Below are 23,952 nucleotides of genomic sequence, written 5' to 3' on the forward strand. Positions count from 1 at the left end.
ACATCGAATCACCAATGTCGATATAACTATAAAGATTTGCTGCGGTCGTGGCGGAATTGGTAGACGCACCAGATTTAGGTTCTGGCGCCGAGAGGTGTGAGAGTTCAAGTCTCTCCGACCGCACCATCATTGAATGAAACCCAGCTTTTTAGCTGGGTTTTGTTTTATCTGGAATATGTAAATCTGCAAGCCAAGTCACCAAGTATTCTCTTCTATAACCTCACTTTTACTGCGATTTTATTAGACAATGTCTGCTCCATTTCCTAACTGAGTATGACTACCTATGAAAACCCTCCCTTTAACGATCGGTTGCTACACAGATTCTCCAAGTAATAGCCAAGGTGTCTATCAAACTCAGTTAGATCTAGAAACAGGAAAACTATTACCTCTAGAGCTTATTGCCGAATGTCATAACCCCTCTTTTATCACCGCGACAAAGTCTGGTATCTATACAGCAGCTGAGGTTGAGCAAAAGAAACAACCGAAGCTCATTCATATACCTAATGTTGACTCACAAATCACGTCCAATACAGGCCTCATCTCGGGGGATCACCCCTGCCACGTTGCGATAGATCCCCACAATAAGTTTGCTATTACATCGCAATACTCGTCAGGGACATTCGATATTTTTAGTTTAAGTATCAATGGTAATATCGATAAACGACTCAAAACACTCAAAATGGTTGGCTCAGGGCCGAACAAAGAAAGACAAACTGGCCCACATGCTCATCAAAGCCTTTTCCTGAATAACTCTCCGCAGTTTGTTACCGTCGATCTCGGAGCCGATCGAATCAACTTCTATTGCTTCGACGAAGAACAAGAAGAATTCCTTGATGAGCCAATGCAGTCTATTAAAGTGCCAGCAGGGAATGGACCTCGTCACCTAGTCTTTAACCAAGCTGAAGATAAAACCTATGTGGTGTGTGAGCTCTCGGAAACGATATTGATTTTGGAGAAGTCTTTAGGGCTGTGGAATATTGTGGAAGAGGTTGACGCACTTCCTAATACGGAGAAAGGAGAAGCCGCGGCTGCAATTAAGCTATCGCCAGATGAGCAATTCCTTTACGTATCTTGCCGGCATCAATCAAGAATCAGTTGTTTTCGAATAGATTCAACTACTCAAAAGCTCATATTTATGGACAGTTACGATATTGAAGGCAAGTTCCCTCGCGACTTTCATATCACTAATGACGGACAATGGCTTATCTCCGCAAACCAGCACTCCAACAACCTCACGTCATTCAAACGAAATGTTGAAGATGGATCTCTGACCTATACCGGTTACTCGTTAGACCTTGATGCACCAGTTTGTGTCACTCAGCAACAATAAGCATTACAACAAAAACAAAAAAGGAGAGCATCGGCTCTCCTTCTCTATATAAACAACCTGATCTAACCGTTTTAAAGGCCCAAGGCGTATTTCAAGACTTGAGCTTTAATCGGCCCTGAGTTTTCTGCTAACTTTAGTGCAGCATTGCGGACAAACTTTAACGGGCAAATGTCATTACTGAACGTTTTATAGAAGAAGTCCATGCCACTTTGCATCATTAGATTGTCACCTCTTCTGATCACTTCATAGCGTCTCGCCACAGATTGATTCAATTCACCTTTCTCTTTGGTGATATCCAATAGTGCAGCCACATCTTTAAAGCCCAAGTTAACACCCTGACCTGCTAGAGGGTTAATCGTATGTGCCGAATCTCCAACCAGAATACAATTGTTCTTAGCGTAAGATTGCGCATGACGACGAGTGAGAGGGAACGAACCAGAATTCAATACCTTGATATCACCTAGCTCTTTAGGAAAGTTAGCGAGTACTTCATTACGCAGCTTTTCAGGGCTCATCGATGATAATTGCTTAATACGAGATGGGGAGTCATACCAAACCAACGATCCCTGCCCGACTTCTTGACCGTCAGAGGTTAGAGAACACAATGGCAAAAATGAACGAGGACCACTTGGTAGGAATTGCTGCCAAGTAATATCTTGTTGAGGCTGCTCGGTTTCGACATTGATAAGCATGCAGTGTTGTCGGTAATCCCACGCTGTAATGCCAATTCCAGCTTGCTGACGAACGACTGAGTTCGCGCCATCAGCACCAACCACCCACTTCGCTGATAATTCAGCTCCTGATTGAAGCTTAACGATATTAGTTTCACCAAACTCAATCTCATCCAGCTTTTCTGGGCATAACAGTTCGAGATTGTCGTAGGCATCAAATTGAGACCATAATCCTAGTTGAATGAGCCTATTCTCAACAATATAGCCTAGACGAGGCAGATCCAGTGATGCAGCATCAAATCGAGTACGACACTCTGGATGCTCCCACGTTTCTAAACGCTTGTAAGAACAAACGCGCATCGCTGCGATACTTTGCCACGCACCAAGACCTTCAAGTAAATCGACCGATGCTTGAGAAATCGCAGACACACGAGTATCCATCGCTTGTGACTCATCAAAAGCTTGTGGGGCAAAACCTTCGATCACCGCAACACTCAGCCCTTGCTTTGCAAAGCCGACCGCTGTTGCTGCGCCAACCATGCCGCCACCGACTACCACAATATCGTAACTGTTCATATTTTGTACTTATCAGTTTGATTCTTTGACTGTTTTTGATTGTACTTTTTCATAACTAACTTGTAACCAAAAACCTTATTCGAAAAAAGGGTTATCCCTTATGGTATATGGCGTTAACAATAATAAAAACCACTACATAAGAGATTTGTTCAGACTACTAGTCAGTCGGTTTTGAAACCAGTACAATACGCCGCTTGCCGCTAGAGCCAGTCATAAAATTGAATACCGAATTATGACAAACAATGCTGGCGGATGAATAATGGGCGATTTGCTCCCTTAAATTAAACTAACGATCGAGCGAACATATAATGAGTAAGAAACTGCTAATTAAAACTTGGGGCTGTCAGATGAATGAATACGATTCATCAAAAATGGCCGACCTGCTTAACGCTGCAAATGGCTACGAGCTAACTGAAGTACCTGAGGAAGCAGACGTACTACTATTGAATACTTGTTCTATCCGCGAAAAAGCGCAAGAAAAAGTATTCCACCAGCTTGGTCGTTGGAAAACGCTTAAAGATAAAAAAGAAGGTGTGGTGATCGGTGTGGGTGGCTGTGTAGCAACTCAAGAAGGTGATCACATTCGTCAACGAGCACCGTACGTAGACGTTATCTTTGGCCCACAAACATTACACCGTCTGCCAGAGATGATTAAGTCATCACTGTCTAACGAAAAGCCAGTAATGGATATCTCATTCCCTGAGATCGAAAAGTTCGATAACTTGCCGGAACCTAAAGCAGACGGTGCAACAGCCTACGTTTCTATCATGGAAGGCTGCTCTAAGTACTGTACTTACTGTGTTGTGCCATATACTCGTGGTGAAGAAGTTAGCCGTCCAATGGATGATGTGCTCTACGAAGTTGCACAACTGGCAGAGCAAGGCGTACGTGAAGTAAACCTACTAGGCCAAAACGTAAACGCATTCCGTGGCCCTACTTACGAAGGCGACATCTGCACATTTGCAGAACTACTTCGCCTAGTTGCGTCTATCGATGGTATCGACCGTATTCGTTTCACTACAAGCCACCCGCTTGAATTTGGTGATGACATCATTGAAGTTTACAAAGATACACCAGAGCTAGTGAGCTTTTTACACTTGCCTGTACAAAGTGGTAGTGACCGTATTCTTACGATGATGAAACGCCCGCATACGGCAATCGAGTACAAGTCTATTATCCGCAAACTACGTAAAGCTCGACCTGATATTCAAATCAGCTCTGACTTTATTGTTGGTTTCCCTGGTGAATCTAAGCAAGACTTCCAAGATACAATGAAGCTAATTAAAGAAGTTGATTTCGATATGAGCTTCAGCTTTGTTTTCTCTCCTCGTCCAGGTACACCTGCCGCAGATTACCCATGTGATGTACCAACACAAGAGAAGAAAGATCGCCTGTGGGAGCTGCAACAGACAGTCAACACACAAGCTATGCGTTTCTCTCGTCTAATGCTAGGCACAGAGCAGCGTATCCTTGTTGAAGGTCCATCAAGAAAGAATCTAATGGAACTGCGTGGCCGTACTGAAAACAGCCGTGTTGTGAACTTCGAAGGTTCTGCAGACCTAATCGGCCAGTTCGTAGACGTGAAGATCACTGAGGTTTACACCAACTCACTACGTGGTGAGCTAGTTCGCACAGAAAAAGACATGGGTCTACGCGTTGTAATGACTCCAGCAGAAATGATGGAAAAAACAAAACGTGAAGACGAGCTAGGTGTAGCCACGTTTACGCCATAGGTAATACAACTGTTTGAGCACAAAGCTCAAACACAAAGCTTGAAATTACCTAACTAAGTGACCATCTTAGAAATAGGGAATCACCATCAGAAGCCCGGTCTAAATCGGGCTTCTTGCTCTTTTTTTTATTTAAGAGTGAGTGGCACAAAATGAGAGGCTAATTTGAGCAATAAAATCGTTACCTTAGAGATAAATCTAGAGCCAGCAGACAACAAGCGCTTGGCAAGTTTATGCGGACCATTTGACGACAACATCAAGCACCTTGAGCGTCGCCTTGGTGTAGAGATTAATTACCGTAGCAACTTTTTCACCATTGTCGGTAAGCCTCACACAACTGCCGCAGCTTTAGACATCATCAAACACCTCTATGTTGAAACGGCTCCAGTTAAAGGCAACATAATCGATATCGAACCAGAGCAAGTACATCTGGCGGTCACTGAGTCTGGCATTTTGGAGCAACACGTCGAGTCTGAAATCGACTACGGCAAAGAAGTGACCATTAAGACTAAAAAAGGCGTCATCAAACCACGCACACCAAATCAAGCTCAATACCTAATGAACATGGTGACTCATGACATCACCTTTGGTATTGGACCTGCTGGTACTGGTAAAACATACTTAGCTGTTGCGGCTGCGGTTGATGCACTTGAACGCCAAGAGGTTCGCCGAATTCTGCTGACTCGCCCTGCAGTTGAAGCCGGTGAGAAGCTTGGTTTCCTACCGGGTGATTTAAGCCAAAAAGTAGACCCATATTTGCGTCCACTTTACGATGCACTGTTTGAGATGCTTGGCTTCGAGCGTGTTGAGAAACTGATTGAGCGCAACGTGATTGAAGTTGCGCCACTGGCTTACATGCGTGGTCGTACATTAAATGATGCGTTTATCATTCTTGATGAGAGCCAAAACACCACGGTAGAACAGATGAAGATGTTCTTAACCCGTATCGGTTTTAACTCACGCGCTGTGATCACAGGTGATATTACGCAAATCGATTTACCTCGAGGTGCTAAGTCAGGTCTGCGTCATGCAACTGAAGTACTCAACGAAGTGGATGACATTAGCTTTAACTTCTTCATGTCCGAAGACGTCGTTCGCCACCCTGTCGTTGCTCGTATCGTCAATGCGTACGAGAAGTGGGAAGCAAAAGACCAGAAAGAGCGCAAAGAGTTTGAAAAGCGCAAACGTGAAGAGCGTGAAGCCAAACTTCTTGAAGCTCAGCAAGCCGTTACGACACAATTAGCAACACAAAATAGCTCTGTAATTACAGAACAAGGTGATAAATAGATGTCTATTGAACTAGACCTGCAAATAGCGGTCGAAAATGAGCAAGGACTTCCAACTGAGCAAGATATTCAGCTTTGGTTAGATAAGACAATTCCTCAGTTTCAAGAGAATGCCGAGCTCACCGTTCGTATTGTTGATACAGAAGAGAGCCACCAGCTCAATCATGATTATCGTGGAAAAGATAAGCCAACTAACGTGCTGTCTTTCCCATTTGAAGCGCCACCAGGAATGGAATTAGATCTACTGGGTGACCTCATTATTTGCCGCCAAGTTGTCGAAAAAGAAGCAGAAGAGCAAAATAAGCCTCTGCTAGCACACTGGGCTCATATGGTTGTACATGGCAGTCTGCATCTGCTAGGTTATGATCATATCGAAGATGATGAAGCTGAAGAGATGGAGTCACTCGAAACAGAAATCATGCAAACTATGGGGTTTGAAGACCCGTATATTCTAGAAAAGTAAATTGATTCTAGTAAAGTAGGTTGCAGAGAAACAATAACTCATCGAACCTGTGATTTTCGCAGGAATCTGAGTTGTAACGTGTGCTATCACACTTCTGATAGCGTTATTTTTTGAGAAATCATGAACGAAGGTAACCCCCCCACTTCTGAGGGAAGTAAAAAATCTGAAGGTCCGAGTAGAAAGTCCTTCTTTGAACGCCTAGGCCAACTATTTCAAGGTGAAGTAAAAGATCGCCAAGAGCTCGTAGATGTAATCCGCGACTCAGAAATTAATGACCTAATTGACCACGACACACGCGACATGCTCGAGGGTGTTATGGAAATTTCAGAGATGCGAGTACGCGATATCATGCTGCCTCGCTCTCAAATGGTTACAGTTGAACGCACCGATGATTTAGATACATTGATTGCGCTTATTACTGATGCTCAACACTCTCGCTACCCAGTGATCAGTGAAGATAAAGACCATGTTGAAGGCATTCTATTAGCGAAGGACCTACTTAAGTATTTGGGTTCAGAAAGTGCCCCATTTGATATCGAACAAGTGATTCGCCCTGTCGTGGTTGTTCCTGAAAGTAAGCGAGTTGATCGCCTGCTCAAGGAGTTCCAAGAAGAGCGTTACCACATGTCCATCGTTGTCGATGAGTTTGGCGGTGTTTCTGGCCTGGTAACCATTGAAGATATCCTCGAAGAAATCGTTGGTGAAATTGAAGACGAGTTCGACGATGAAGAAGAGCTAGATATTCGTAAGCTGAGTAAGCATACCTATTCGGTTAAAGCTTTAACCACCATTGAAGAATTCAACGATACGTTTAACACTTCCTTCAGTGATGATGAAGTCGATACTGTGGGTGGTATGGTAATGACAGCACTCGGTCATCTGCCTGTTCGTGGCGAAATTGTAGAAATCGGAAACTACCATTTCAAAATAACATCAGCAGATAACCGTCGTGTGATTCAGCTACAGGTAACCATCCCTGACGAGCAGCCTCTTCCGACTATCGAAGAATAACAACTTCTCTCTAAAGAGATGACAGAAATTAGATGACTAAGACCTTTATTCATCGCCTATTACGGCCGCTTGCGGCCGTTTTTGTTGGCGCTATAACAACCCTTTCATTCGCTCCATATTCAATATGGCCTCTTGCTATTCTCAGCCCAGCTTTGTTGCTGTTACTGATCCACAACCGTTCTCCTAAAAGTGCGCTTTGGATTGGTTACGCATGGGGCTTAGGCCAATTCACGACTGGTATTAGTTGGGTATACGTCAGTATTGATGGCTTTGGCGGAATGCCTCTGGCTGCCAATTTATTCTTAATGGCATTGCTTGTCGGTTATCTTGCGGTCTACTCCGGCCTATTTACTTGGAGTTTAAACAAGTACTTCCCTGCTAATAACCTAAGCCGCTTTTTCCTCGCGGCTCCTGCATTGTGGTTAATCTGTGATTGGCTGCGTGGTTGGGTAATGACTGGCTTCCCGTGGTTATGGCTAGGTTATAGCCAAATCGACTCTCCACTAGGCTCATTCGCACCGATTGGTGGTGTCGAACTTGTGACGCTAGCGATTATTGTGTCAGCCTCTGCACTCGCTTATACACTCATAAATAAGGCGTGGAGTGTCGGCATTATTCCTGCGATTGTCTTTAGTGCGGGGTTCGGTATTCGAAACATCGATTGGGTGACACCGAACCCTGAGAAAACAACCTCAGTAGTATTGATTCAAGGCAACGTCGATCAAGACAGCAAATGGCTACCTAGCCATCGCTGGCCAACCATGATGAAGTACACAGACCTAAGCCGAGAAAACTGGGACGCCGATATCATCATTTGGCCTGAAGCGGCTATCCCAGCATTCGAAGTTGAGATTCCATCTTTCCTACGAAACTTAGATAGCGCAGCGAAGATGAACAACAGCTCAATCATTACTGGCGTGCTGAACCAATCTGAAGATAAGAAGTACTACAACAGTGTTCTTTCTCTCGGTGTCAATCCATACGGTGAATACAGCTACGATCCAGACGAACGCTACCATAAACATCATCTTCTACCATTTGGTGAATTTGTACCGTTTGAGGATATCCTGCGCCCGTTAGCACCGTTCTTTAATTTGCCAATGTCATCATTCAGCCGTGGCGATTTCGTTCAGCCAAACATCGTGGCAAATGGTCGTCACCTCGCACCGGCATTGTGTTATGAAATCATCTTCAATGATCAAGTTAGGCAGAACGTAACGGATGAAACTGACTTTATTCTAACGCTCTCTAACGATGCGTGGTTCGGCCGTTCAATTGGCCCCTTGCAACATATGGAAATCGCACAAATGCGTGCTCTAGAGCTGGGTAAGCCGCTTATTCGCTCAACCAACAATGGCGTAACGGCAGTAACGGATCACAAAGGAAAAATCATCAAACAAATACCGCAGTTTGAAACCGCAGTATTGAAAGCTGAGCTAATCTCAACGGATGGTCAAACCCCTTATCACGTGGTCGGTACTTGGCCGCTGTACATCTGGGCGTTGCTGAGTTTGGTTGCAGGCTGGTTTATGAGAAGAAAAGACTAGATTCGAGATTCGAGATTCGAGATTCGAGATTCGAGATTCGACGAAAAGTTGTTGAGGGTTGGCTGATTCAGTCAACCCTTTTTATTACTACGGTGTAAAGTTGCAAATGCTATGTCGCCAGTTTTTTATGGCTTAAGCGCTTTGCGGCTAAACCCTGTCGAGCCACATTTAATACACGGAATAATCGTCGTTGGGTGGTTATATTCGGTTTGATGCCCACACTCATCACAGACAAGAGTCCCGAGCCCAATAACCTCATCCGCTTGATACAAGCCTTGATGTTCTAAGTCTTGAAACAGTTCAACCCATTCCACCTTAGTGCGATCAGTTATATCTAACAGCCCCTGCCAAATAGAGTCTGTGATCATCAAATAGAATGGACCACCTTTGCTCTCTTCATAGCTTTCGGAGAACTCTTTTAAGTCCGACTTCACATAAGCCGAAATCAATGAAAATTCGTCTTTAGTCATGTCATTGGCTGCTTTCGCATATTTACCTGACGTTTCTATTTTGTTGTTAAGCTCTTCAGGACTATGCTTCAGCGTTTCTATCACCTCTTCGACGACTTCTTCATAGAGTGCTTTTTTCTTCGGCATAACGACCTCCTTAAGATGACCAAGCTTTATCTTAGTGAACTGACCTTAAGTGAAGCGACCAGTCCCTAACAAACAAATGCAATTCATACCCTTAAGTATAGCTGTCCTAAGTAATTCGGTTGAATTTACGCAATCAACCACGCTGCAACTGCAAGTATGAAGGGTATAACTATTGTTGTACTAAGCTCCTTTAGGTATTCTATGACGATCTGTAAGATTCTGTTCTAACCGAACTCACAAATTCCAAGATAACCGGATACCATCGATGCAAGAACAATATAACCCGCAAGAGATTGAACAAAAGGTTCAACAACACTGGGATGACAGCGAGACTTTCGTTGTAAGTGAAGACCCAAATAAAGAAAAATTCTACTGTCTTTCTATGTTCCCGTACCCAAGTGGCCGACTGCATATGGGTCACGTGCGTAACTACACCATCGGTGATGTGGTATCTCGTTTCCAACGTCTACAAGGCAAAAACGTAATGCAACCAATCGGTTGGGATGCATTCGGCCTACCTGCAGAAAACGCAGCTGTAAAAAACAACACAGCGCCTGCTCCGTGGACCTACGAAAACATCGAATACATGAAAAACCAGCTTAAACTTTTAGGCTTTGGTTACGACTGGAAACGTGAATTCGCAACGTGTACGCCTGAGTACTACCGTTGGGAACAAGAGTTCTTCACTAAACTTTACGAACAAGGCCTAGTTTACAAGAAGACATCTTCTGTTAACTGGTGTCCAAACGACCAAACTGTACTAGCGAACGAGCAAGTAGAAGACGGTTGCTGCTGGCGTTGTGATACTCCAGTAGAACAAAAGAAGATTCCACAGTGGTTCATTAAGATCACTGAGTACGCTCAAGAGCTGCTAGACGATCTAGACAACCTTGAAGGTTGGCCTGAAATGGTTAAGACCATGCAGCGCAACTGGATCGGTCGCTCTGAAGGTGTTGAACTATCTTTCGCTGTTAACGGTGAAGAAGCGCCTCTAGAAGTGTACACAACACGTCCAGACACACTAATGGGTGTTTCTTACGTTGGTATCGCTGCAGGTCACCCTCTTGCAGAGAAAGCATCACAGAACAACCCTGAGCTTGCAGCATTCGTTGAAGAATGTCGTAACACCAAAGTGGCTGAAGCTGAACTAGCAACGATGGAAAAGAAAGGTATGGATACTGGCCTAACGGCTATCCACCCTCTTAACGGTCGTGTTGTTCCTGTTTACGTAGCGAACTTCGTTCTTATGGATTACGGCACAGGTGCGGTAATGGCGGTTCCCGCTCACGATCAACGTGACTACGAATTCGCAACTAAGTACGGCATCGATATCATCCCAGTAATCAAACCTGAAGACGGTTCTGAGCTAGATGTGTCTGAAGCGGCTTACACTGAGAAAGGTGTACTGTTCGATTCTGGCGAATTCGATGGTCTTGCGTTCCAAGAAGCATTCGATGCAATTGCTGCGAAGCTTGAAGCAGAAGGCAAAGGTAAGAAAACAGTAAACTTCCGTCTACGTGACTGGGGCGTTTCTCGTCAACGTTACTGGGGTGCTCCAATCCCAATGGTAACCACTGAAGACGGTGAAGTTCACCCAGTACCAGCGGACCAGCTGCCAGTCATTCTTCCAGAAGACGTGGTAATGGATGGCGTAACTAGCCCAATCAAGGCCGATAAGTCTTGGGCTGAAACAACATTCAATGGCGAACCAGCGCTACGTGAAACTGATACGTTCGATACGTTCATGGAATCTTCGTGGTACTACGCACGTTACTGTTCACCACAAGCTGACGACATTCTAGATCCAGAGAAAGCAAACTACTGGTTGCCAGTTGACCAATACGTTGGTGGTATCGAGCACGCATGTATGCACCTGCTTTACTCTCGTTTCTTCCACAAGCTTCTTCGTGATGCGGGTTACGTGACATCTGATGAACCGTTCAAGCAGCTTCTATGTCAAGGCATGGTTCTGGCTGATGCGTTCTACCACACGAACGAGAAAGGCACGAAAGAGTGGATTGCTCCAACTGACGTGACTATCGACCGTGACGCGAAAGGTCGCATTGAAAAAGCAGTCGACAACCAAGGCCGCGACGTTGAGCACTCAGGCATGATCAAAATGTCTAAGTCTAAGAACAACGGTATCGACCCACAAGAGATGGTAGACAAGTACGGTGCTGATACAGTACGTCTATTCATGATGTTTGCATCGCCTGCAGACATGACGCTTGAGTGGCAAGAGTCTGGCGTTGAAGGTGCAAACCGCTTCCTTAAGCGTGTTTGGAAACTGGTTCACGCTCACTCTGCTAAGGGTGCAGCTGAAGCTGTTGACGCTTCTGCGCTATCTGGTGACCAGAAAGCACTTCGTCGTGATATTCACAAGACTATCGCGAAAGTAACGGACGATATCGGCCGTCGCCAAACGTTCAACACAGCCATCGCTGCAATCATGGAACTGATGAACAAGCTAGCGAAAGCACCTCAAGAATCTGTACAAGATCGTGCAATCCTTGATGAAGCGCTAAAAGCGGTAGTACGCATGCTTTACCCAATGACTCCACACATCTCTTACGAAATGTGGATTGCTCTGGGTGAATCAAACGTAGACTCAGCAACATGGCCAACGTTTGACGAGAAAGCACTAGTTGAAGACGAGAAGACTATCGTTGTCATGATCAACGGTAAGCTACGTGCGAAACTAACGGTTGCAGCTGACGCGACAGAAGAGCAAGTTCGTGAACTTGGTCTAAACGATGAAAACGCTATGAAGTTCCTAGATGGCTTAACGATTCGTAAAGTTATCTTCGTACCTGGTAAACTTTTAAACATCGTAGCTAACTAATATTTGCTAGCTAACATTGGCAAACTTACAGTTGCAGATTAAAGCGAACCAGCTTTAGTCTGCACATATAACTGCTGAAGCGAACTTATTTTGTTTTCAGCAGTCTTTAGACAGGGTGCGACATCGCCCTGTCTACTTATTTAAGCGCTTTAGATTCATAGCTCAACAGTTCTAACGAATTAAAGCCTTTAAATAAGTATTCTACCTTCATGAGAGCCATCAAATAATGCGCCTGATTTCACTATCTTCATTGAAAGTTACTGTTGTTGTTTTAACCGTTAGCCTACTGAGTGCCTGTGGTTTCCACCTGCGTGGTGACTATTCTGTACCAGAAGAACTCAACAAGATCTCTGTGACCAGTTACGACCAATACAGTACGTTTACACGTATGATGAAAGGTCAGCTACGTATGAATGATGTAGAAATCGTATCGCCTACAGAAAACACCCCTAATTTGCATATTATTAGCGAAAGCGTTAGTGAGCGAACTCTGTCCCTTTACCAGAATACTCGTGCAGCAGAAAAAGAACTGACACTCAACGCATCATACCGCGTCACGATTCCTGAATTAGGCTCAAAGACATTCTCAACCAGCGTAACCCGTAGCTACCTAGACAATCCGTTAACCGCATTAGCAAAATCGGTTGAGCGCGACATGATCGAAGATGAGATGCGTAAGCTTGCAACAAGTCAAATCCTTCGTCAAATGGCTCGACTAAAAGCGAACATCGCTGCTGATAGCATGGATCTAGATGCGCTAGAAAATGTTCAAGTGAAAGAGCTTGAGAAACAATACAACATCAAGAACGTCGAAATAGATCCAAGTTCTACGGAAACGACAAAGCCCGTCGAATCAGCTGAACAATAGGTTTATTTGATGCGTATTTTTGCTGACCGCTTATCAGAGCAACTTGCTAAACAACTAAATAATGTTTACCTCATTTTCGGTAACGAGCCTCTGCTGTTACAAGAGAGCCGAGAAGCGATTCAAAAGGTTGCTAAAGAGCAAGGCTTTGATGAACGTCACCGCTTTGCTATTGATAACAGTCTGGACTGGAATCAAGTCTATGACTGTACTCAAGCATTAAGCCTGTTCTCTAGCCGTCAAATCATCGAACTTGAACTGCCAGAGTCCGGGGTCAATGCGGCGATAGCCAAAGAGTTACTGGCAATCTCAGAGCATATCCACAGCGATATTCTGTTGGTCTTGATTGGTACGAAGCTAACCAAGGCTCAAGAAAGTGCTAAATGGTTTAAAGCACTGTCTAATCAGGGTCACTGGATCAGTTGCCTAACGCCAGATGTCAGCCGCTTACCTCAGTTTGTCCAAGCGCGCTGCCGTCAAATAGGCTTATCTCCAGACCCTGAAGCGATTCAAATGCTGGCACAATGGCACGAGGGTAACCTATTTGCTCTCACTCAAAGCCTAGAAAAGCTAGCGCTCCAATACCCTGACGGAAAACTTACCCTAGTACGCTTAGAAGAATCACTGAGCCGCCACAACCACTTTACTCCATTCCATTGGAGTGACGCGTTACTGGCTGGAAAAGGTAATCGTGCACAACGAATTCTAAGACAACTGGAAGCTGAAGGTGTAGAGCCAGTCATTTTACTGCGTAGCATACAACGTGAACTTGCCTTGCTATTACAAATGCAGCAACAAATGAAACAGATGCCGATCGGCCAAGTATTCGAAAAACACCGTATCTGGCAATCTAAAAAGCCTCTTTATAACGCTGCGCTAACAAGAGTTTCGATTTCTCAATTACATTCGTTGTTTGCGTTGCTGACTCAAGCCGAATTGATGACAAAAACTCAATATGAACAGTCGCCTTGGCCACTAATTCATCAGTTAAGCGTAGAGTTTTGTATCCCTTCAGCTTCAATCCCATTTCACGCATAAAAGCGTGGTATATTCTAGGGTCAACAGATCCTAAAAAGCTAAATTCAGATTAAAGGAACACCCCGTGTTACGTGAAGAACTAAAAGATTTTCTTGCAGACAAAGCCGACGACATGAAAGCAGAATCGATTGTTACTATCGATGTAGAAGGCAAATCAAGTGTTACTGATTACATGATTGTTTGTACTGGCACCTCTAAGCGCCATGTTGCCTCTATCGCACAACACGTTGCCGATGAAGTGCGTAAAGCTGGTATGCAACCACTAGGCATGGACGGGCAGCAAGAAGGTGAATGGGTTGTTCTAGATATGGGAACAAGCATGCTTCATGTTATGCAAGAAGAACATCGAGAGCTGTACCAACTAGAAAAACTTTGGGGCTAAGCGTTGAAGATCCAGTTAATCGCAGTTGGTACAAAAATGCCAAAGTGGGTCGAAGAAGGCTTTAAAGAATATAAACGCCGCTTCCCTCATGATATGCCATTAGAACTCATTGAGATCACTGCGGGAAAACGTGGTAAAAATGCTGATATTGCACGTATTCTTCAAAAAGAAGGCGAAGCAATGTTGGCAGCAGTGCCAAAAGGCAACCGCATTGTAACGCTTGATATCCCAGGTAAAAAGTGGGATACCCCACAACTGGCAGAACAATTGGAAAGTTGGAAGTTGGATGGACGCGACGTTTCTATCCTTATTGGCGGGCCTGAAGGATTAGCACCTGCGTGTAAAGCGGCTGCAGACCAAAGCTGGTCTCTATCGGCGCTTACTCTCCCTCACCCATTAGTACGCGTTATCATGGCGGAAAGCTTGTATAGAGCTTGGAGCATCACTGCTAACCACCCTTATCATCGAGAATAAGCGTTAATGTTACGTAAACGTAGCCAAATCCGTGATTACAAAGCAGAAGCACGACTATTTACTAGTCGTGCTTTTGTTGCGTTTGCGGGGATCATAGTCATGATGTCGATGTTGGTTGTTAACCTGTACAACATTCAGGTCAACCAATATCAAGACTATAAAACCCGTTCTAACGACAACCGTATCAAGGTCGTTCCAATCGCACCTAACCGTGGTTTGATTTACGATCGCAACGGTGTACTTCTTGCCGAAAACCGCCCCGTTTTCAACCTAGAAATTACGCCCGAAAAAATCAAAGATATGGATGACACGCTCGTCCGTCTACAAACGTTAATCGAGATTCCACCTGAACGTATCGAGCGTTTTAATCGTGACCGCCGCAATTCACGACGCTTCAAGTCAGTGCCTATTCTAAATCAGCTCACCGAAGAGCAAGTTGCGGTCTTCTCTGTAAACCAGCATAAATTTCCGGGTGTTGAGGTAACAGGCACATTAAAACGTTTTTATCCGTATGGTGATGTACTGACTCACGTTATTGGCTATGTATCGCGCATCAATGATCGCGATATACAACGCTTAGTACGAGAAGAAAAAGACGCCAATTACAAAGCAACACGTGACATCGGTAAACTTGGTATTGAGCGCTACTACGAAGACATGCTGCACGGCACCGCGGGTTATCAAGAAGTTGAAGTAAACAGCCGTGGACGAGTCATTCGCACACTAAAATTTGTCCCTTCGGTTCCGGGTAAAGATATTGTACTTAACTTAGACATCAATCTTCAGTTATACGTGCACAAACTGCTCGATGGACGCCGTGGCTCTGCCATCGTTCTTGACCCGAAAGACAATGGCGTGTTAGCAATGGTGTCTAGCCCAAGCTACGACCCAAATGCCTTTGTACATGGTATCTCCTCTAAAGGTTATAACGCTCTACTACAGAATAAAGATCGACCTTTGGTTAACCGTGCCACATTGGGTATTTATCCACCAGCTTCTACGATCAAACCGTTTATTGCCGTTGCTGCTCTACAAGAAGGTGTGATTACACCGAATACAACGCGTAATGATCCAGGCTATTGGAAAATACCTAACTCCAAAACCAAGCCGTTTCGCGACTGGTTACGTTGGGGACACGGTGTTGTTGATATAGAGAAAGCGATTGAAGAATCAGTTGATACCTTCTTCTACCAAATCTCCTTTGATCTAGGTATCGACCGTTTATCTCAATGGATGATGCTATTCGGCTTTGGTGACTACACAGGCATTGATATTTACGAAGAAAGTAAAGCCAACATGCCAACTCGTGAATGGAAAATGGCAAGACACCGTGTGCCTTGGTATCAAGGTGACACCATCCCTGTTGGTATCGGACAAGGCTATTGGACGGCAACACCGATGCAAATCGCTAAAGCCACGTCTGTATTGGTCAACGAAGGTGAAGTAACAGCGCCTCACCTATTACGTGCGACGATCGATAATGGTCAGCCATTCGATGACCAAACGGTATCAGAGATCGAAACTTATCCTCCAATCACTGGTGTTAAGCAGAAATACTGGGATATCGCGCAAGAAGGCATGAGACTGGTAAACCACGGTAAGAAAGGTACTGCAAGACGTTCATTCCAAAAGATGTCTTACCAAACCGCTGGTAAATCAGGAACTGCGCAAGTATTCGGTCTCAAAGAAGACGAAGAATACAACGCGGACGAAATCGCAGAGCATTTACGCGATCATGCACTCTTTACTGGTTATGCTCCTTTTGAAGATCCAGAAGCGGTTGTGACCATCGTATTAGAAAACGCAGGTGGTGGCTCATCAAATGGCGGCCCTGTCGTTAGAAAAATATTAGACCATATTATTCTCGCTGAAGAAGATGAAAGTAAGGCAACAAAATAATGAAACTTGATCCTTCTACTGGACGAAATAGAGCCTTGTTTGAAAGGCTCCATATCGATCTCCCATTACTGCTCGGTATTCTGGTGTTGATGGGCTTTGCCTTATTGATCATGTACAGCGCCAGCGGACAAAGCCTTGCGATGATGGATCGCCAAGCAATGCGTATGGTGCTGTCTTTAGGTGTCATGATCTTCTTAGCGCAACTTTCGCCTCGTACCTATGAAACCTTGGCCCCGCTGTTATTTGCAGGCGGTGTCATCTTACTCTTGGGCGTGTTGTTCTTTGGTGAGGCATCTAAGGGGGCCCAACGTTGGTTAAATTTCGGTTTTGTTCGATTCCAACCCTCTGAACTATTAAAGCTTGCGGTACCTTTGATGCTGGCTCGATTTATCGGTAAACGATCACTGCCGCCAACCTTTCAAACATTAGCGATCTCGCTAGTGATGGTGTTTGTACCTACCATTTTAATCGCTAAGCAACCCGACTTGGGTACATCTATCCTTATCGCCGCATCCGGTATCTTCGTGATATTCCTGGCTGGTATAAGTTGGAAAATCATTGCCAGTGCCGCAATAGCGTTAGGGGCATTTATCCCAATATTATGGTTCTTTTTGATGCGTGAATATCAAAAAGTACGAGTAAGAACCCTTTTTGATCCTGAATCAGATCCATTAGGTGCGGGCTACCACATTATTCAAAGTAAGATTGCGATAGGTTCTGGTGGTATATCAGGAAAAGGTTGGCTACAAGGAACTCAATCCCAACTGGAATTCATTCCAGAGCGTCACACTGACTTCATTTTTGCGGTAATAGCCGAAGAATGGGGCATGATTGGTATTTTGTTCTTGCTTGCTATCTACCTATTCATTATTGGACGGGGTTTAGTACTCGCGAGCCAAGCGCAAACAGCATTTGGTCGAATGATGGGCGGCAGTATTGTACTGAGCTTCTTCGTTTATATCTTTGTAAACATTGGCATGGTAAGCGGTATTCTACCCGTGGTTGGTGTTCCTCTACCTCTCGTCAGCTATGGCGGTACTTCAATGGTTACCCTTATGGCTGGTTTTGGTATTTTAATGTCGATCCATACACACAGAAAAGCATTTTCAAAGGCGACCTAATCGATGTCTATTACAATATTTCAAAGAAAAGCATCTTTGGTTGATGAGCTGCCAATCAAAAAAATAGCCTCTATTCTAGGCTTGGCGATTTTGATCAACGGCTGCTCTTCACAAAAGCCAACCGGTCGCTACGATATTGATTCGGATATTGCACCGGATGCACCTATCTCGGTGGAGCATCTAGAAGATGCTCACCCTCAATATGAACCTTATAGTTTAGGTGGTAACACGGATTACACTTTGCGTGGCGAAGACTACAAGATCGTAAAGAAGACCGAAGGTTTTACTGAGAAAGGCAAAGCCTCTTGGTACGGTAAGAAATTTCATGGTCACTTAACGTCTAACGGCGAGATCTACGACATGTATTCCATGTCGGCAGCGCACAAAACATTGCCAATTCCAAGCTATGTAAAAGTGACGAATACTGATAACAATAAAACGACGATTGTTCGTATCAATGACCGCGGTCCATTCCATGAAGGTCGAATCATTGACCTTAGTTATGCGGCAGCTTATAAGCTCGATGTGTTGAGAACCGGCACCGCAAATGTTGAGATAGAAGTCATTACTGTGGCTATGCCAACCGACGCAAATAAAAAGGCCGCTTTACCGCAATTTATCATTCAAGTTGCAACTTCTCCACATGAAGATAGAACCGAGAAGTTAGCCAAAGATCTAGGCGAAAAGCTAGCTGTAGCAACGTTCTTGCAGCCAAATGACGATAACTACCGTCTGATGCTTGGGCCATTTCATGACTATGCTCTGACTCAAGAGAAATTAGAACAAGTTAAGCTAATGGGTTACCCGTCAGCTTATATAAAAAAACACACACTAACCCGCTAATTAATCTAACAGTTACTTCTGGTAATCAGCGCTCTGGTGTGACAGAGTGATTCTGTTAATATATGAATAGTTCACCAAATAATTGCATTCAAAATGATTAAATCTAATAAACTTGTTAAATCGATTTTTGCTACTTCTGTTGCTCTTTCTGCAACGATAGCTACATCGTCATTCGCCGCTCCAATTGTAGTCCCTGATGCACCGCAAATCGCCGCTAAAGGTTTTGTTCTGATGGATTACCATTCAGGCAAAGTACTAGCAGAGAAAGAGATGAACACTCAACTTTCTCCAGCAAGTTTAACCAAGATGATGACGAGCTACGTGATCGGCCAAGAGCTAGAACGTGGCAACATCAATCTAAACGACGATGTTGTTATCAGTGAGAATGCTTGGGCTAAAAACTTCCCAGATTCATCGAAAATGTTCATTGAAGTGGGCACAACGGTTAAAGTGGAAGAACTGAACCGTGGCATCATCATTCAATCAGGCAACGATGCTACTGTTGCAATGGCTGAGCATATTGCTGGTTCTGAAGATGCATTCGTTGACCTAATGAACGCATGGGCAAGCTCTATCGGCATGAAAGACACGCACTTTGCTAACGTGCACGGTCTAGACAACCCGAACCTATACTCAACACCTTATGATATGGCGCTACTTGGTCAGGCGCTGATTCGTGATGTTCCTGATGAGTACCGTATCTACTCAGAGAAAAAATTCACTTACAACGGCATCACCCAGTACAACCGTAACGGTCTGTTATGGGATAAGAGCATGAACGTTGATGGCATCAAAACGGGCCATACAAGCAAGGCAGGTTATAGCCTAGTAAGCTCAGCAACCGAGGGCAAAATGCGCCTAGTTGCTGTTGTGATGGGAACTAAAAATGCTAACGCTCGTAAAACAGAAAGCAAAAAGCTGCTTAGCTACGGCTTCCGTTTCTTCGAAACAGTGGCGCCACACACAGCCGGTGAAACCTTCGTAGAAGAGAAGATCTGGATGGGTAGCAAGGATACAGTTGCACTAGGTGTCGACGAAGATACTTTCGTTACCCTACCTCGTGGTCAAGCTAAGAACCTAAAAGCAAGCTTCGTTCTTGAAAAGGAACTAGAAGCACCAATTAGCAAAGGCGATGTTGTCGGTAAACTATTCTACCAAGTTGATGGTGAAGACGTTGCTGAATACCCACTACTTGCACTTGAAGATGTAGACCAAGGCAGCTTATTTAGCCGTCTATGGGACTACCTAGTATTGCTGTTTAAGGGGTTATTCTAAACCAGTCAAAGCTTTGCACTGAGCAATACACAAGCTCAGTGCAAAGCTAACTCAATGAGTAAGTTCATTATTTACTCATTGACGAACTAAAAGCCGCCATGTGCGGCTTTTGTTGATCTTGAGTTCAGAGATATTTACACGTAATATTCCGCCCTATTACTCGTGTCTGTTGACCGAACACGCTTTTTATCGACATTTCGCCAATTTGCGAGAGTCTAGCCTTTTGGAGCTATTCATGAACATCAATTCTGATGCAAAACTAAAAGATCTCTTAGAGTTCCCTTGTTCATTCACTTACAAAGTAATGGGCTATGCAAAGCCAGAACTTACTGAGCTAGTGCTAGAAGTGATCCAGCGTCATGCTCCTGGTGACTACAGCCCAACGCTAAAACCGAGTGCGAAAGGTAACTACCACTCTGTTTCGATCAATATTACAGCGACTTCAATTGAGCAAGTAGAAACGCTTTATAAAGAACTGGGCGAGATCGAAATCGTTCGTATGGTTCTGTAATCTCCGATTACACATGAAAAACAGCGGCTTATTGCCGCTGTTTTTGTTTGAAGCACCCTATCTAGGTCAAATTCATTCAACTTAATTTTCAATAAATACAAAGAAAGTTGAAAAACCTTGCAGTCCGTCTGTAGTTAGAATCATGTTTCGCGTTTATAATGCGTTCACTTTATTAATCCTTGGGGGAGTGCTACTTTGCAAAATAAGCTAATCGTAAAAAAATTAGGCCGTCAGGATTACGAACCTGTATGGAAAGCCATGCATAAGTTCACAGACGAACGTACAGAAGAAGACGTAGACCAAGTTTGGTTGGTTGAACACAACCCTGTCTTCACTCAAGGACAAGCAGGCAAAGCCGAGCATGTACTAAATGCTGGTGATATCCCTGTCATTCAAAGCGATCGCGGTGGCCAAGTGACTTATCACGGCCCAGGTCAGTTAGTCGCTTACTTTTTGATTAACATCCGCCGCAAAAAATTCGGAGTACGTGATTTGGTGACTCATATTGAGAACCTCGTAATCAACACTCTGAAAGCTTACAATATAAATTCAACTGCCCGACCTGACGCTCCTGGTGTCTATGTCGATGGCAAGAAAATCTGTTCACTCGGATTACGTATTCGACGTGGCTGCTCGTTCCACGGGTTAGCACTCAACGTCGATATGGACCTGTCTCCATTCCTACGTATTAACCCATGTGGTTATCAAGGTATGGAAATGGCACAAGTAAGCCAGCTAGGCGGGCCAAGTGAACTAGAAAACGTTGAGCAACAGTTAATACAAGAGCTCGTAGAGCTACTCGGCTATGACCAAGTAGACATTCAAGCCACCAGTAACATTACAGCAGAAGCATAAAATCATGAGCAAACCAATCCAAATGGAAAAAGGCGTTAAATATCGTGACGCTGACAAAATGGCATTAATTCCCGTAAAGAATATGCCTGCTGAACAGAAAGAAGTTCTACGTAAGCCTGCATGGATGAAGATTAAACTTCCTTCAGACAGCCATCGTATTCAAGAAATCAAATCAGCAATGCGCAAGAACAACCTGCACTCAGTTTGTGAAGAAGCGTCTTGCCCTAACCTAGCCGAGTGTTTTAACCACGGCACGGCAACGTTTATGATTCTTGGCGCTATCTGTACTCGTCGCTGCCCGTTCTGTGATGTTGCCCATGGTCGTCCTGTTGCTCCTGAAGCAGAAGAGCCGAAGAAACTGGCTAAGACGATTAAAGACATGAAGCTGAAGTACGTTGTAATCACTTCAGTAGACCGTGATGACCTGCGTGATGGCGGTGCTCAGCACTTTGCTGACTGTAACCGTGAAATTCGCGAGCAAAATCCAAATATTCGTATCGAAACACTGGTTCCTGACTTCCGCGGTCGTATGGATGTGGCACTTGATCTAATGAAAAACAACCCGCCAGATGTTTTCAACCACAACCTAGAGACAGCGCCACGCCTATACCGTAAAGCGCGTCCAGGCGCAAACTACAAGTGGTCTCTTGATCTGTTGAGAAAATTCAAAGAGCAGCACCCAGACATCCCAACTAAATCAGGTGTGATGATGGGTCTTGGTGAGACGAAAGAAGAGATCGTTCAAGTACTGAAAGACCTTCGTGAGCATGGTGTAACTATGCTAACACTTGGCCAATACCTAGCGCCAAGCCGCCACCATTTACCAGTAGAACGCTACGTGCCGCCTTCAGAGTTTGATGAGCTGAAAGAGATTGCTCTAGAACTAGGCTTCACTCACGCAGCTTGTGGCCCGTTTGTACGTTCTTCTTACCATGCAGATCTACAAGCGCAAGGTATGGAAATTAAGTAGTCACGATTACTTAACTAAAAATACAAAGGCGCTGACTATTATGTTCAGCGCCTTTTTTCTATCTTGCAAGTTCAGCTATACCTTCACATCGAAACAACAAAGCCACTCCTTATGAGTGGCTTTGTGCTTAACATTTCAAGTTCTGAGTGTTTAGGTTCAGAGAGTCCAGATGGGCTCTGCGTTAACCAAATGAAGCCCAGATAACCGTCGCCACTAAGATTGGGCACACGAACTTCACATACATTGGCCACACTTTACCAAACCAACCCAATTGGAAATCAGGGCAACCTTGCTCAAGCTCTTTGACTTTTGAAGCTCGGCTCCATACCCAGCCACCAAATAGGCAGAACATCAGAGCAGCAACCGGTTGAAGGTACTGAGTCGCTATCATCGCAACCATTCCAAACATCGCGGCAAAGTTGTAGACAATCACCACACTAAACAGCGCGATAACACTACCAATTACCCAACTCGTTGGTGTTCGTCTGGTATTGAAACGCTCGCTCACTAGCGCTACAGGCCCTTCCAGCATCGAAATCGATGAAGTCAGCGCGGCAATCGTTAGCAACAAAAAGAAGACAATCGCGAAGATCTGGCCAAGCACGCCTAAGCTATCAAACATCAACGGCAGAACCGTAAATACTAGCGTGTCAGAGCTTAATAATGAGCCATCTTCAGCGTAGATTTGAACACCTTTTTGCATCGCAACAAACATTGCAGGCATGACGACTAAACCCGCAATAAACGCAACAGCGGTATCGACTAAGGTAACGTTCATTGCCATTTTTGGCAGGTTCTCTTTCTTACTTAAGTAAGAGCCATAAACCAACATCGAGCAACCGCCAATAGTCAACGAGAAGAAACCTTGCCCCATTGCCGCTAGAATCAGTTTTCTGTCCCAAACTTTCTCAAAGTCTGGAACTAGGTAATGTTTCAGGCCTTCCATCGCGCCAGCTTGGGTCATGATGTAAACAAACAGTAAGCCAAACAAAACAAACAGCGCAGGCATCAAACGAGTCGACCATTTCTCGATACCTTGCTTAACACCGCCCTGAACAATCAAGATAGTCAGCACATAGAATGCGACAGTGCCAAATACATTTCGCTCAACACTGAAGCCTTTAAACCAATCAGCAGCAGCCTCTAGACCAATCAGATCAGCGACAGCACCAATGAGGAAGCAGATCAACCAGCCTCCAACAATACTATAAAATGCCAACACGGCGCTTGGCACACTCAATCCGACCCAACCGACAAACTCACCGACTTTCTTACCCAAAGGGTTCGTAGTCAAAGAACGCATGCTATCGACAGGGTTTGCTTGACCGTGACGACCAATAGCCATCTCAACCACCAGCATTGGGAAAGCGACCACGAAGATCATGATCAAATAGACTAAGAGAAAAGCGCCACCACCGTTACTGGCAACTTGAGTTGGGAAGCCCCAAATATTACCCAAGCCAACCGCTGCACCCGCCGCTGCTAAAATAAAACCCAAACGAGAGCTAAAGTGCTCTCTTGAAGAGGAAGATTGTTGGTTCATATTGCCCGCATCAAAAATCAGTGAACTAGTTGGGAAGTACAGTAATAAAAAGCAATGATAGGCACAACCAATAAATGAATAATTCTCTTATTTTTACAATCGATACGCTATTTAGAACCACATA

21 protein-coding genes and 1 tRNA gene are annotated in these 23,952 nt (G+C 44.5%); 19 read left to right on the plus strand and 3 right to left on the minus strand.

Annotation, left to right across the window (positions count from 1 at the left end; genetic code table 11):
• Positions 1–41 precede the first annotated feature (41 nt).
• Positions 42–126 (plus strand) — tRNA-Leu (locus L3V33_RS16220).
• 157 nt (positions 127–283) lie between these two features.
• Entirely contained in the window at positions 284–1,330 is a 1,047-nt protein-coding gene (locus L3V33_RS16225; RefSeq protein WP_237290809.1) for a lactonase family protein, read from the plus strand.
• Positions 1,331–1,401: 71 nt separating this feature from the next.
• On the opposite strand, the gene L3V33_RS16230 is transcribed toward L3V33_RS16225, so the two are convergent.
• The gene (locus L3V33_RS16230) at positions 1,402–2,577 is read right to left on the minus strand and encodes a 2-octaprenyl-3-methyl-6-methoxy-1,4-benzoquinol hydroxylase (protein ID WP_237290810.1); all 1,176 of its coding nucleotides are present in this window, start codon (positions 2,575–2,577) and stop codon (positions 1,402–1,404) included.
• A 308-nt stretch (positions 2,578–2,885) separates the two neighbouring features.
• Here L3V33_RS16230 and miaB point away from each other — a divergent pair, with 308 nt between their 5' ends.
• The 5 genes from miaB (at position 2,886) to lnt (ending at position 8,614) form a co-directional block, all read left to right on the plus strand.
• On the plus strand, positions 2,886–4,310 hold the full coding sequence (gene miaB, locus L3V33_RS16235; protein ID WP_171308809.1) for a tRNA (N6-isopentenyl adenosine(37)-C2)-methylthiotransferase MiaB: 1,425 nt from the start codon (positions 2,886–2,888) through the stop codon (positions 4,308–4,310).
• 162 nt (positions 4,311–4,472) lie between these two features.
• Entirely contained in the window at positions 4,473–5,594 is a 1,122-nt protein-coding gene (locus L3V33_RS16240; protein ID WP_017087693.1) for a PhoH family protein, read from the plus strand.
• Positions 5,595–6,056, plus strand: a complete 462-nt coding sequence (gene ybeY / locus L3V33_RS16245) for an rRNA maturation RNase YbeY (RefSeq protein WP_065113503.1) — start codon at positions 5,595–5,597, stop codon at positions 6,054–6,056.
• A 120-nt stretch (positions 6,057–6,176) separates the two neighbouring features.
• Entirely contained in the window at positions 6,177–7,067 is an 891-nt protein-coding gene (gene corC / locus L3V33_RS16250) for a CNNM family magnesium/cobalt transport protein CorC (protein ID WP_004735253.1), read from the plus strand.
• Between the two features lie 32 nt (positions 7,068–7,099).
• The gene (gene lnt, locus L3V33_RS16255) at positions 7,100–8,614 is read left to right on the plus strand and encodes an apolipoprotein N-acyltransferase (protein ID WP_237290811.1); all 1,515 of its coding nucleotides are present in this window, start codon (positions 7,100–7,102) and stop codon (positions 8,612–8,614) included.
• A 125-nt stretch (positions 8,615–8,739) separates the two neighbouring features.
• Here the strand turns inward: lnt and L3V33_RS16260 are convergent, their stop codons facing one another.
• Positions 8,740–9,210: a zinc ribbon-containing protein gene (locus L3V33_RS16260; RefSeq protein WP_237290812.1), complete on the minus strand. Its 471-nt coding sequence runs from the start codon at positions 9,208–9,210 to the stop codon at positions 8,740–8,742.
• A gap of 265 nt (positions 9,211–9,475) precedes the next feature.
• Between L3V33_RS16260 and leuS the strand changes: the two genes are divergently transcribed.
• The 12 genes from leuS to lipA all read left to right on the plus strand — a co-directional run bounded on the left by leuS (position 9,476) and on the right by lipA (position 22,285).
• Positions 9,476–12,052, plus strand: coding sequence for a leucine--tRNA ligase (gene leuS / locus L3V33_RS16265; RefSeq protein ID WP_114633072.1), 2,577 nt, complete (start codon positions 9,476–9,478; stop codon positions 12,050–12,052).
• A 226-nt stretch (positions 12,053–12,278) separates the two neighbouring features.
• The gene (lptE, locus tag L3V33_RS16270) at positions 12,279–12,920 is read left to right on the plus strand and encodes an LPS assembly lipoprotein LptE (RefSeq protein WP_146457499.1); all 642 of its coding nucleotides are present in this window, start codon (positions 12,279–12,281) and stop codon (positions 12,918–12,920) included.
• Positions 12,921–12,929: 9 nt separating this feature from the next.
• The gene (holA, locus tag L3V33_RS16275; RefSeq protein ID WP_237290813.1) at positions 12,930–13,955 is read left to right on the plus strand and encodes a DNA polymerase III subunit delta; all 1,026 of its coding nucleotides are present in this window, start codon (positions 12,930–12,932) and stop codon (positions 13,953–13,955) included.
• Positions 13,956–14,019: 64 nt separating this feature from the next.
• On the plus strand, positions 14,020–14,337 hold the full coding sequence (rsfS, locus tag L3V33_RS16280; RefSeq protein ID WP_004735247.1) for a ribosome silencing factor: 318 nt from the start codon (positions 14,020–14,022) through the stop codon (positions 14,335–14,337).
• 3 nt (positions 14,338–14,340) lie between these two features.
• The gene (gene rlmH / locus L3V33_RS16285; protein WP_004735246.1) at positions 14,341–14,811 is read left to right on the plus strand and encodes a 23S rRNA (pseudouridine(1915)-N(3))-methyltransferase RlmH; all 471 of its coding nucleotides are present in this window, start codon (positions 14,341–14,343) and stop codon (positions 14,809–14,811) included.
• Positions 14,812–14,817: 6 nt separating this feature from the next.
• Complete coding sequence (gene mrdA, locus L3V33_RS16290; protein WP_054548034.1) at positions 14,818–16,710, plus strand: penicillin-binding protein 2; 1,893 nt, start codon at positions 14,818–14,820, stop codon at positions 16,708–16,710.
• A complete protein-coding gene (gene rodA / locus L3V33_RS16295; protein ID WP_054548035.1) occupies positions 16,710–17,831 on the plus strand; it encodes a rod shape-determining protein RodA in 1,122 nt (373 codons plus the stop codon). Before mrdA ends, rodA begins: the two co-directional genes overlap by 1 nt.
• Positions 17,832–17,834: 3 nt before the next feature.
• The gene (locus L3V33_RS16300; protein WP_017094899.1) at positions 17,835–18,674 is read left to right on the plus strand and encodes a septal ring lytic transglycosylase RlpA family protein; all 840 of its coding nucleotides are present in this window, start codon (positions 17,835–17,837) and stop codon (positions 18,672–18,674) included.
• A 93-nt stretch (positions 18,675–18,767) separates the two neighbouring features.
• Positions 18,768–19,949 (plus strand): serine hydrolase, encoded by a 1,182-nt coding sequence (locus tag L3V33_RS16305; RefSeq protein ID WP_017079939.1) that lies wholly within the window; start codon positions 18,768–18,770, stop codon positions 19,947–19,949.
• A 235-nt stretch (positions 19,950–20,184) separates the two neighbouring features.
• Positions 20,185–20,460: a DUF493 family protein YbeD gene (ybeD, locus tag L3V33_RS16310; protein WP_017079938.1), complete on the plus strand. Its 276-nt coding sequence runs from the start codon at positions 20,185–20,187 to the stop codon at positions 20,458–20,460.
• 195 nt (positions 20,461–20,655) lie between these two features.
• Positions 20,656–21,315, plus strand: a complete 660-nt coding sequence (lipB, locus tag L3V33_RS16315) for a lipoyl(octanoyl) transferase LipB (RefSeq protein WP_017079937.1) — start codon at positions 20,656–20,658, stop codon at positions 21,313–21,315.
• A gap of 4 nt (positions 21,316–21,319) precedes the next feature.
• Complete coding sequence (lipA, locus tag L3V33_RS16320) at positions 21,320–22,285, plus strand: lipoyl synthase (protein ID WP_237290814.1); 966 nt, start codon at positions 21,320–21,322, stop codon at positions 22,283–22,285.
• Positions 22,286–22,466: 181 nt separating this feature from the next.
• On the opposite strand, the gene L3V33_RS16325 is transcribed toward lipA, so the two are convergent.
• Positions 22,467–23,828, minus strand: a complete 1,362-nt coding sequence (locus L3V33_RS16325) for a sodium-dependent transporter (RefSeq protein ID WP_145565914.1) — start codon at positions 23,826–23,828, stop codon at positions 22,467–22,469.
• Positions 23,829–23,952: the final 124 nt, after the last annotated feature.

Source organism: Vibrio sp. A2-1 (genome assembly GCF_021728355.1).
In the GTDB taxonomy this organism is placed as follows: Bacteria; Pseudomonadota; Gammaproteobacteria; order Enterobacterales; family Vibrionaceae; genus Vibrio; species Vibrio splendidus_K.

Coding starts and splice junctions, on each gene's coding strand:
- L3V33_RS16300 (WP_017094899.1), top strand. CDS start 17,835: ATGTCTATTACAATATTTCAAAGAAAAGCATCTTTGGTTGATGAGCTG.
- L3V33_RS16305 (WP_017079939.1), top strand. CDS start 18,768: ATGATTAAATCTAATAAACTTGTTAAATCGATTTTTGCTACTTCTGTT.
- mrdA (WP_054548034.1), top strand. CDS start 14,818: ATGTTACGTAAACGTAGCCAAATCCGTGATTACAAAGCAGAAGCACGA.
- L3V33_RS16325 (WP_145565914.1), bottom strand. CDS start 23,828: ATGAACCAACAATCTTCCTCTTCAAGAGAGCACTTTAGCTCTCGTTTG.
- leuS (WP_114633072.1), top strand. CDS start 9,476: ATGCAAGAACAATATAACCCGCAAGAGATTGAACAAAAGGTTCAACAA.
- miaB (WP_171308809.1), top strand. CDS start 2,886: ATGAGTAAGAAACTGCTAATTAAAACTTGGGGCTGTCAGATGAATGAA.
- L3V33_RS16260 (WP_237290812.1), bottom strand. CDS start 9,210: ATGCCGAAGAAAAAAGCACTCTATGAAGAAGTCGTCGAAGAGGTGATA.
- lipA (WP_237290814.1), top strand. CDS start 21,320: ATGAGCAAACCAATCCAAATGGAAAAAGGCGTTAAATATCGTGACGCT.
- lptE (WP_146457499.1), top strand. CDS start 12,279: ATGCGCCTGATTTCACTATCTTCATTGAAAGTTACTGTTGTTGTTTTA.
- ybeY (WP_065113503.1), top strand. CDS start 5,595: ATGTCTATTGAACTAGACCTGCAAATAGCGGTCGAAAATGAGCAAGGA.
- L3V33_RS16230 (WP_237290810.1), bottom strand. CDS start 2,577: ATGAACAGTTACGATATTGTGGTAGTCGGTGGCGGCATGGTTGGCGCA.
- corC (WP_004735253.1), top strand. CDS start 6,177: ATGAACGAAGGTAACCCCCCCACTTCTGAGGGAAGTAAAAAATCTGAA.
- holA (WP_237290813.1), top strand. CDS start 12,930: ATGCGTATTTTTGCTGACCGCTTATCAGAGCAACTTGCTAAACAACTA.
- rodA (WP_054548035.1), top strand. CDS start 16,710: ATGAAACTTGATCCTTCTACTGGACGAAATAGAGCCTTGTTTGAAAGG.
- lnt (WP_237290811.1), top strand. CDS start 7,100: ATGACTAAGACCTTTATTCATCGCCTATTACGGCCGCTTGCGGCCGTT.
- L3V33_RS16225 (WP_237290809.1), top strand. CDS start 284: ATGAAAACCCTCCCTTTAACGATCGGTTGCTACACAGATTCTCCAAGT.
- ybeD (WP_017079938.1), top strand. CDS start 20,185: ATGAACATCAATTCTGATGCAAAACTAAAAGATCTCTTAGAGTTCCCT.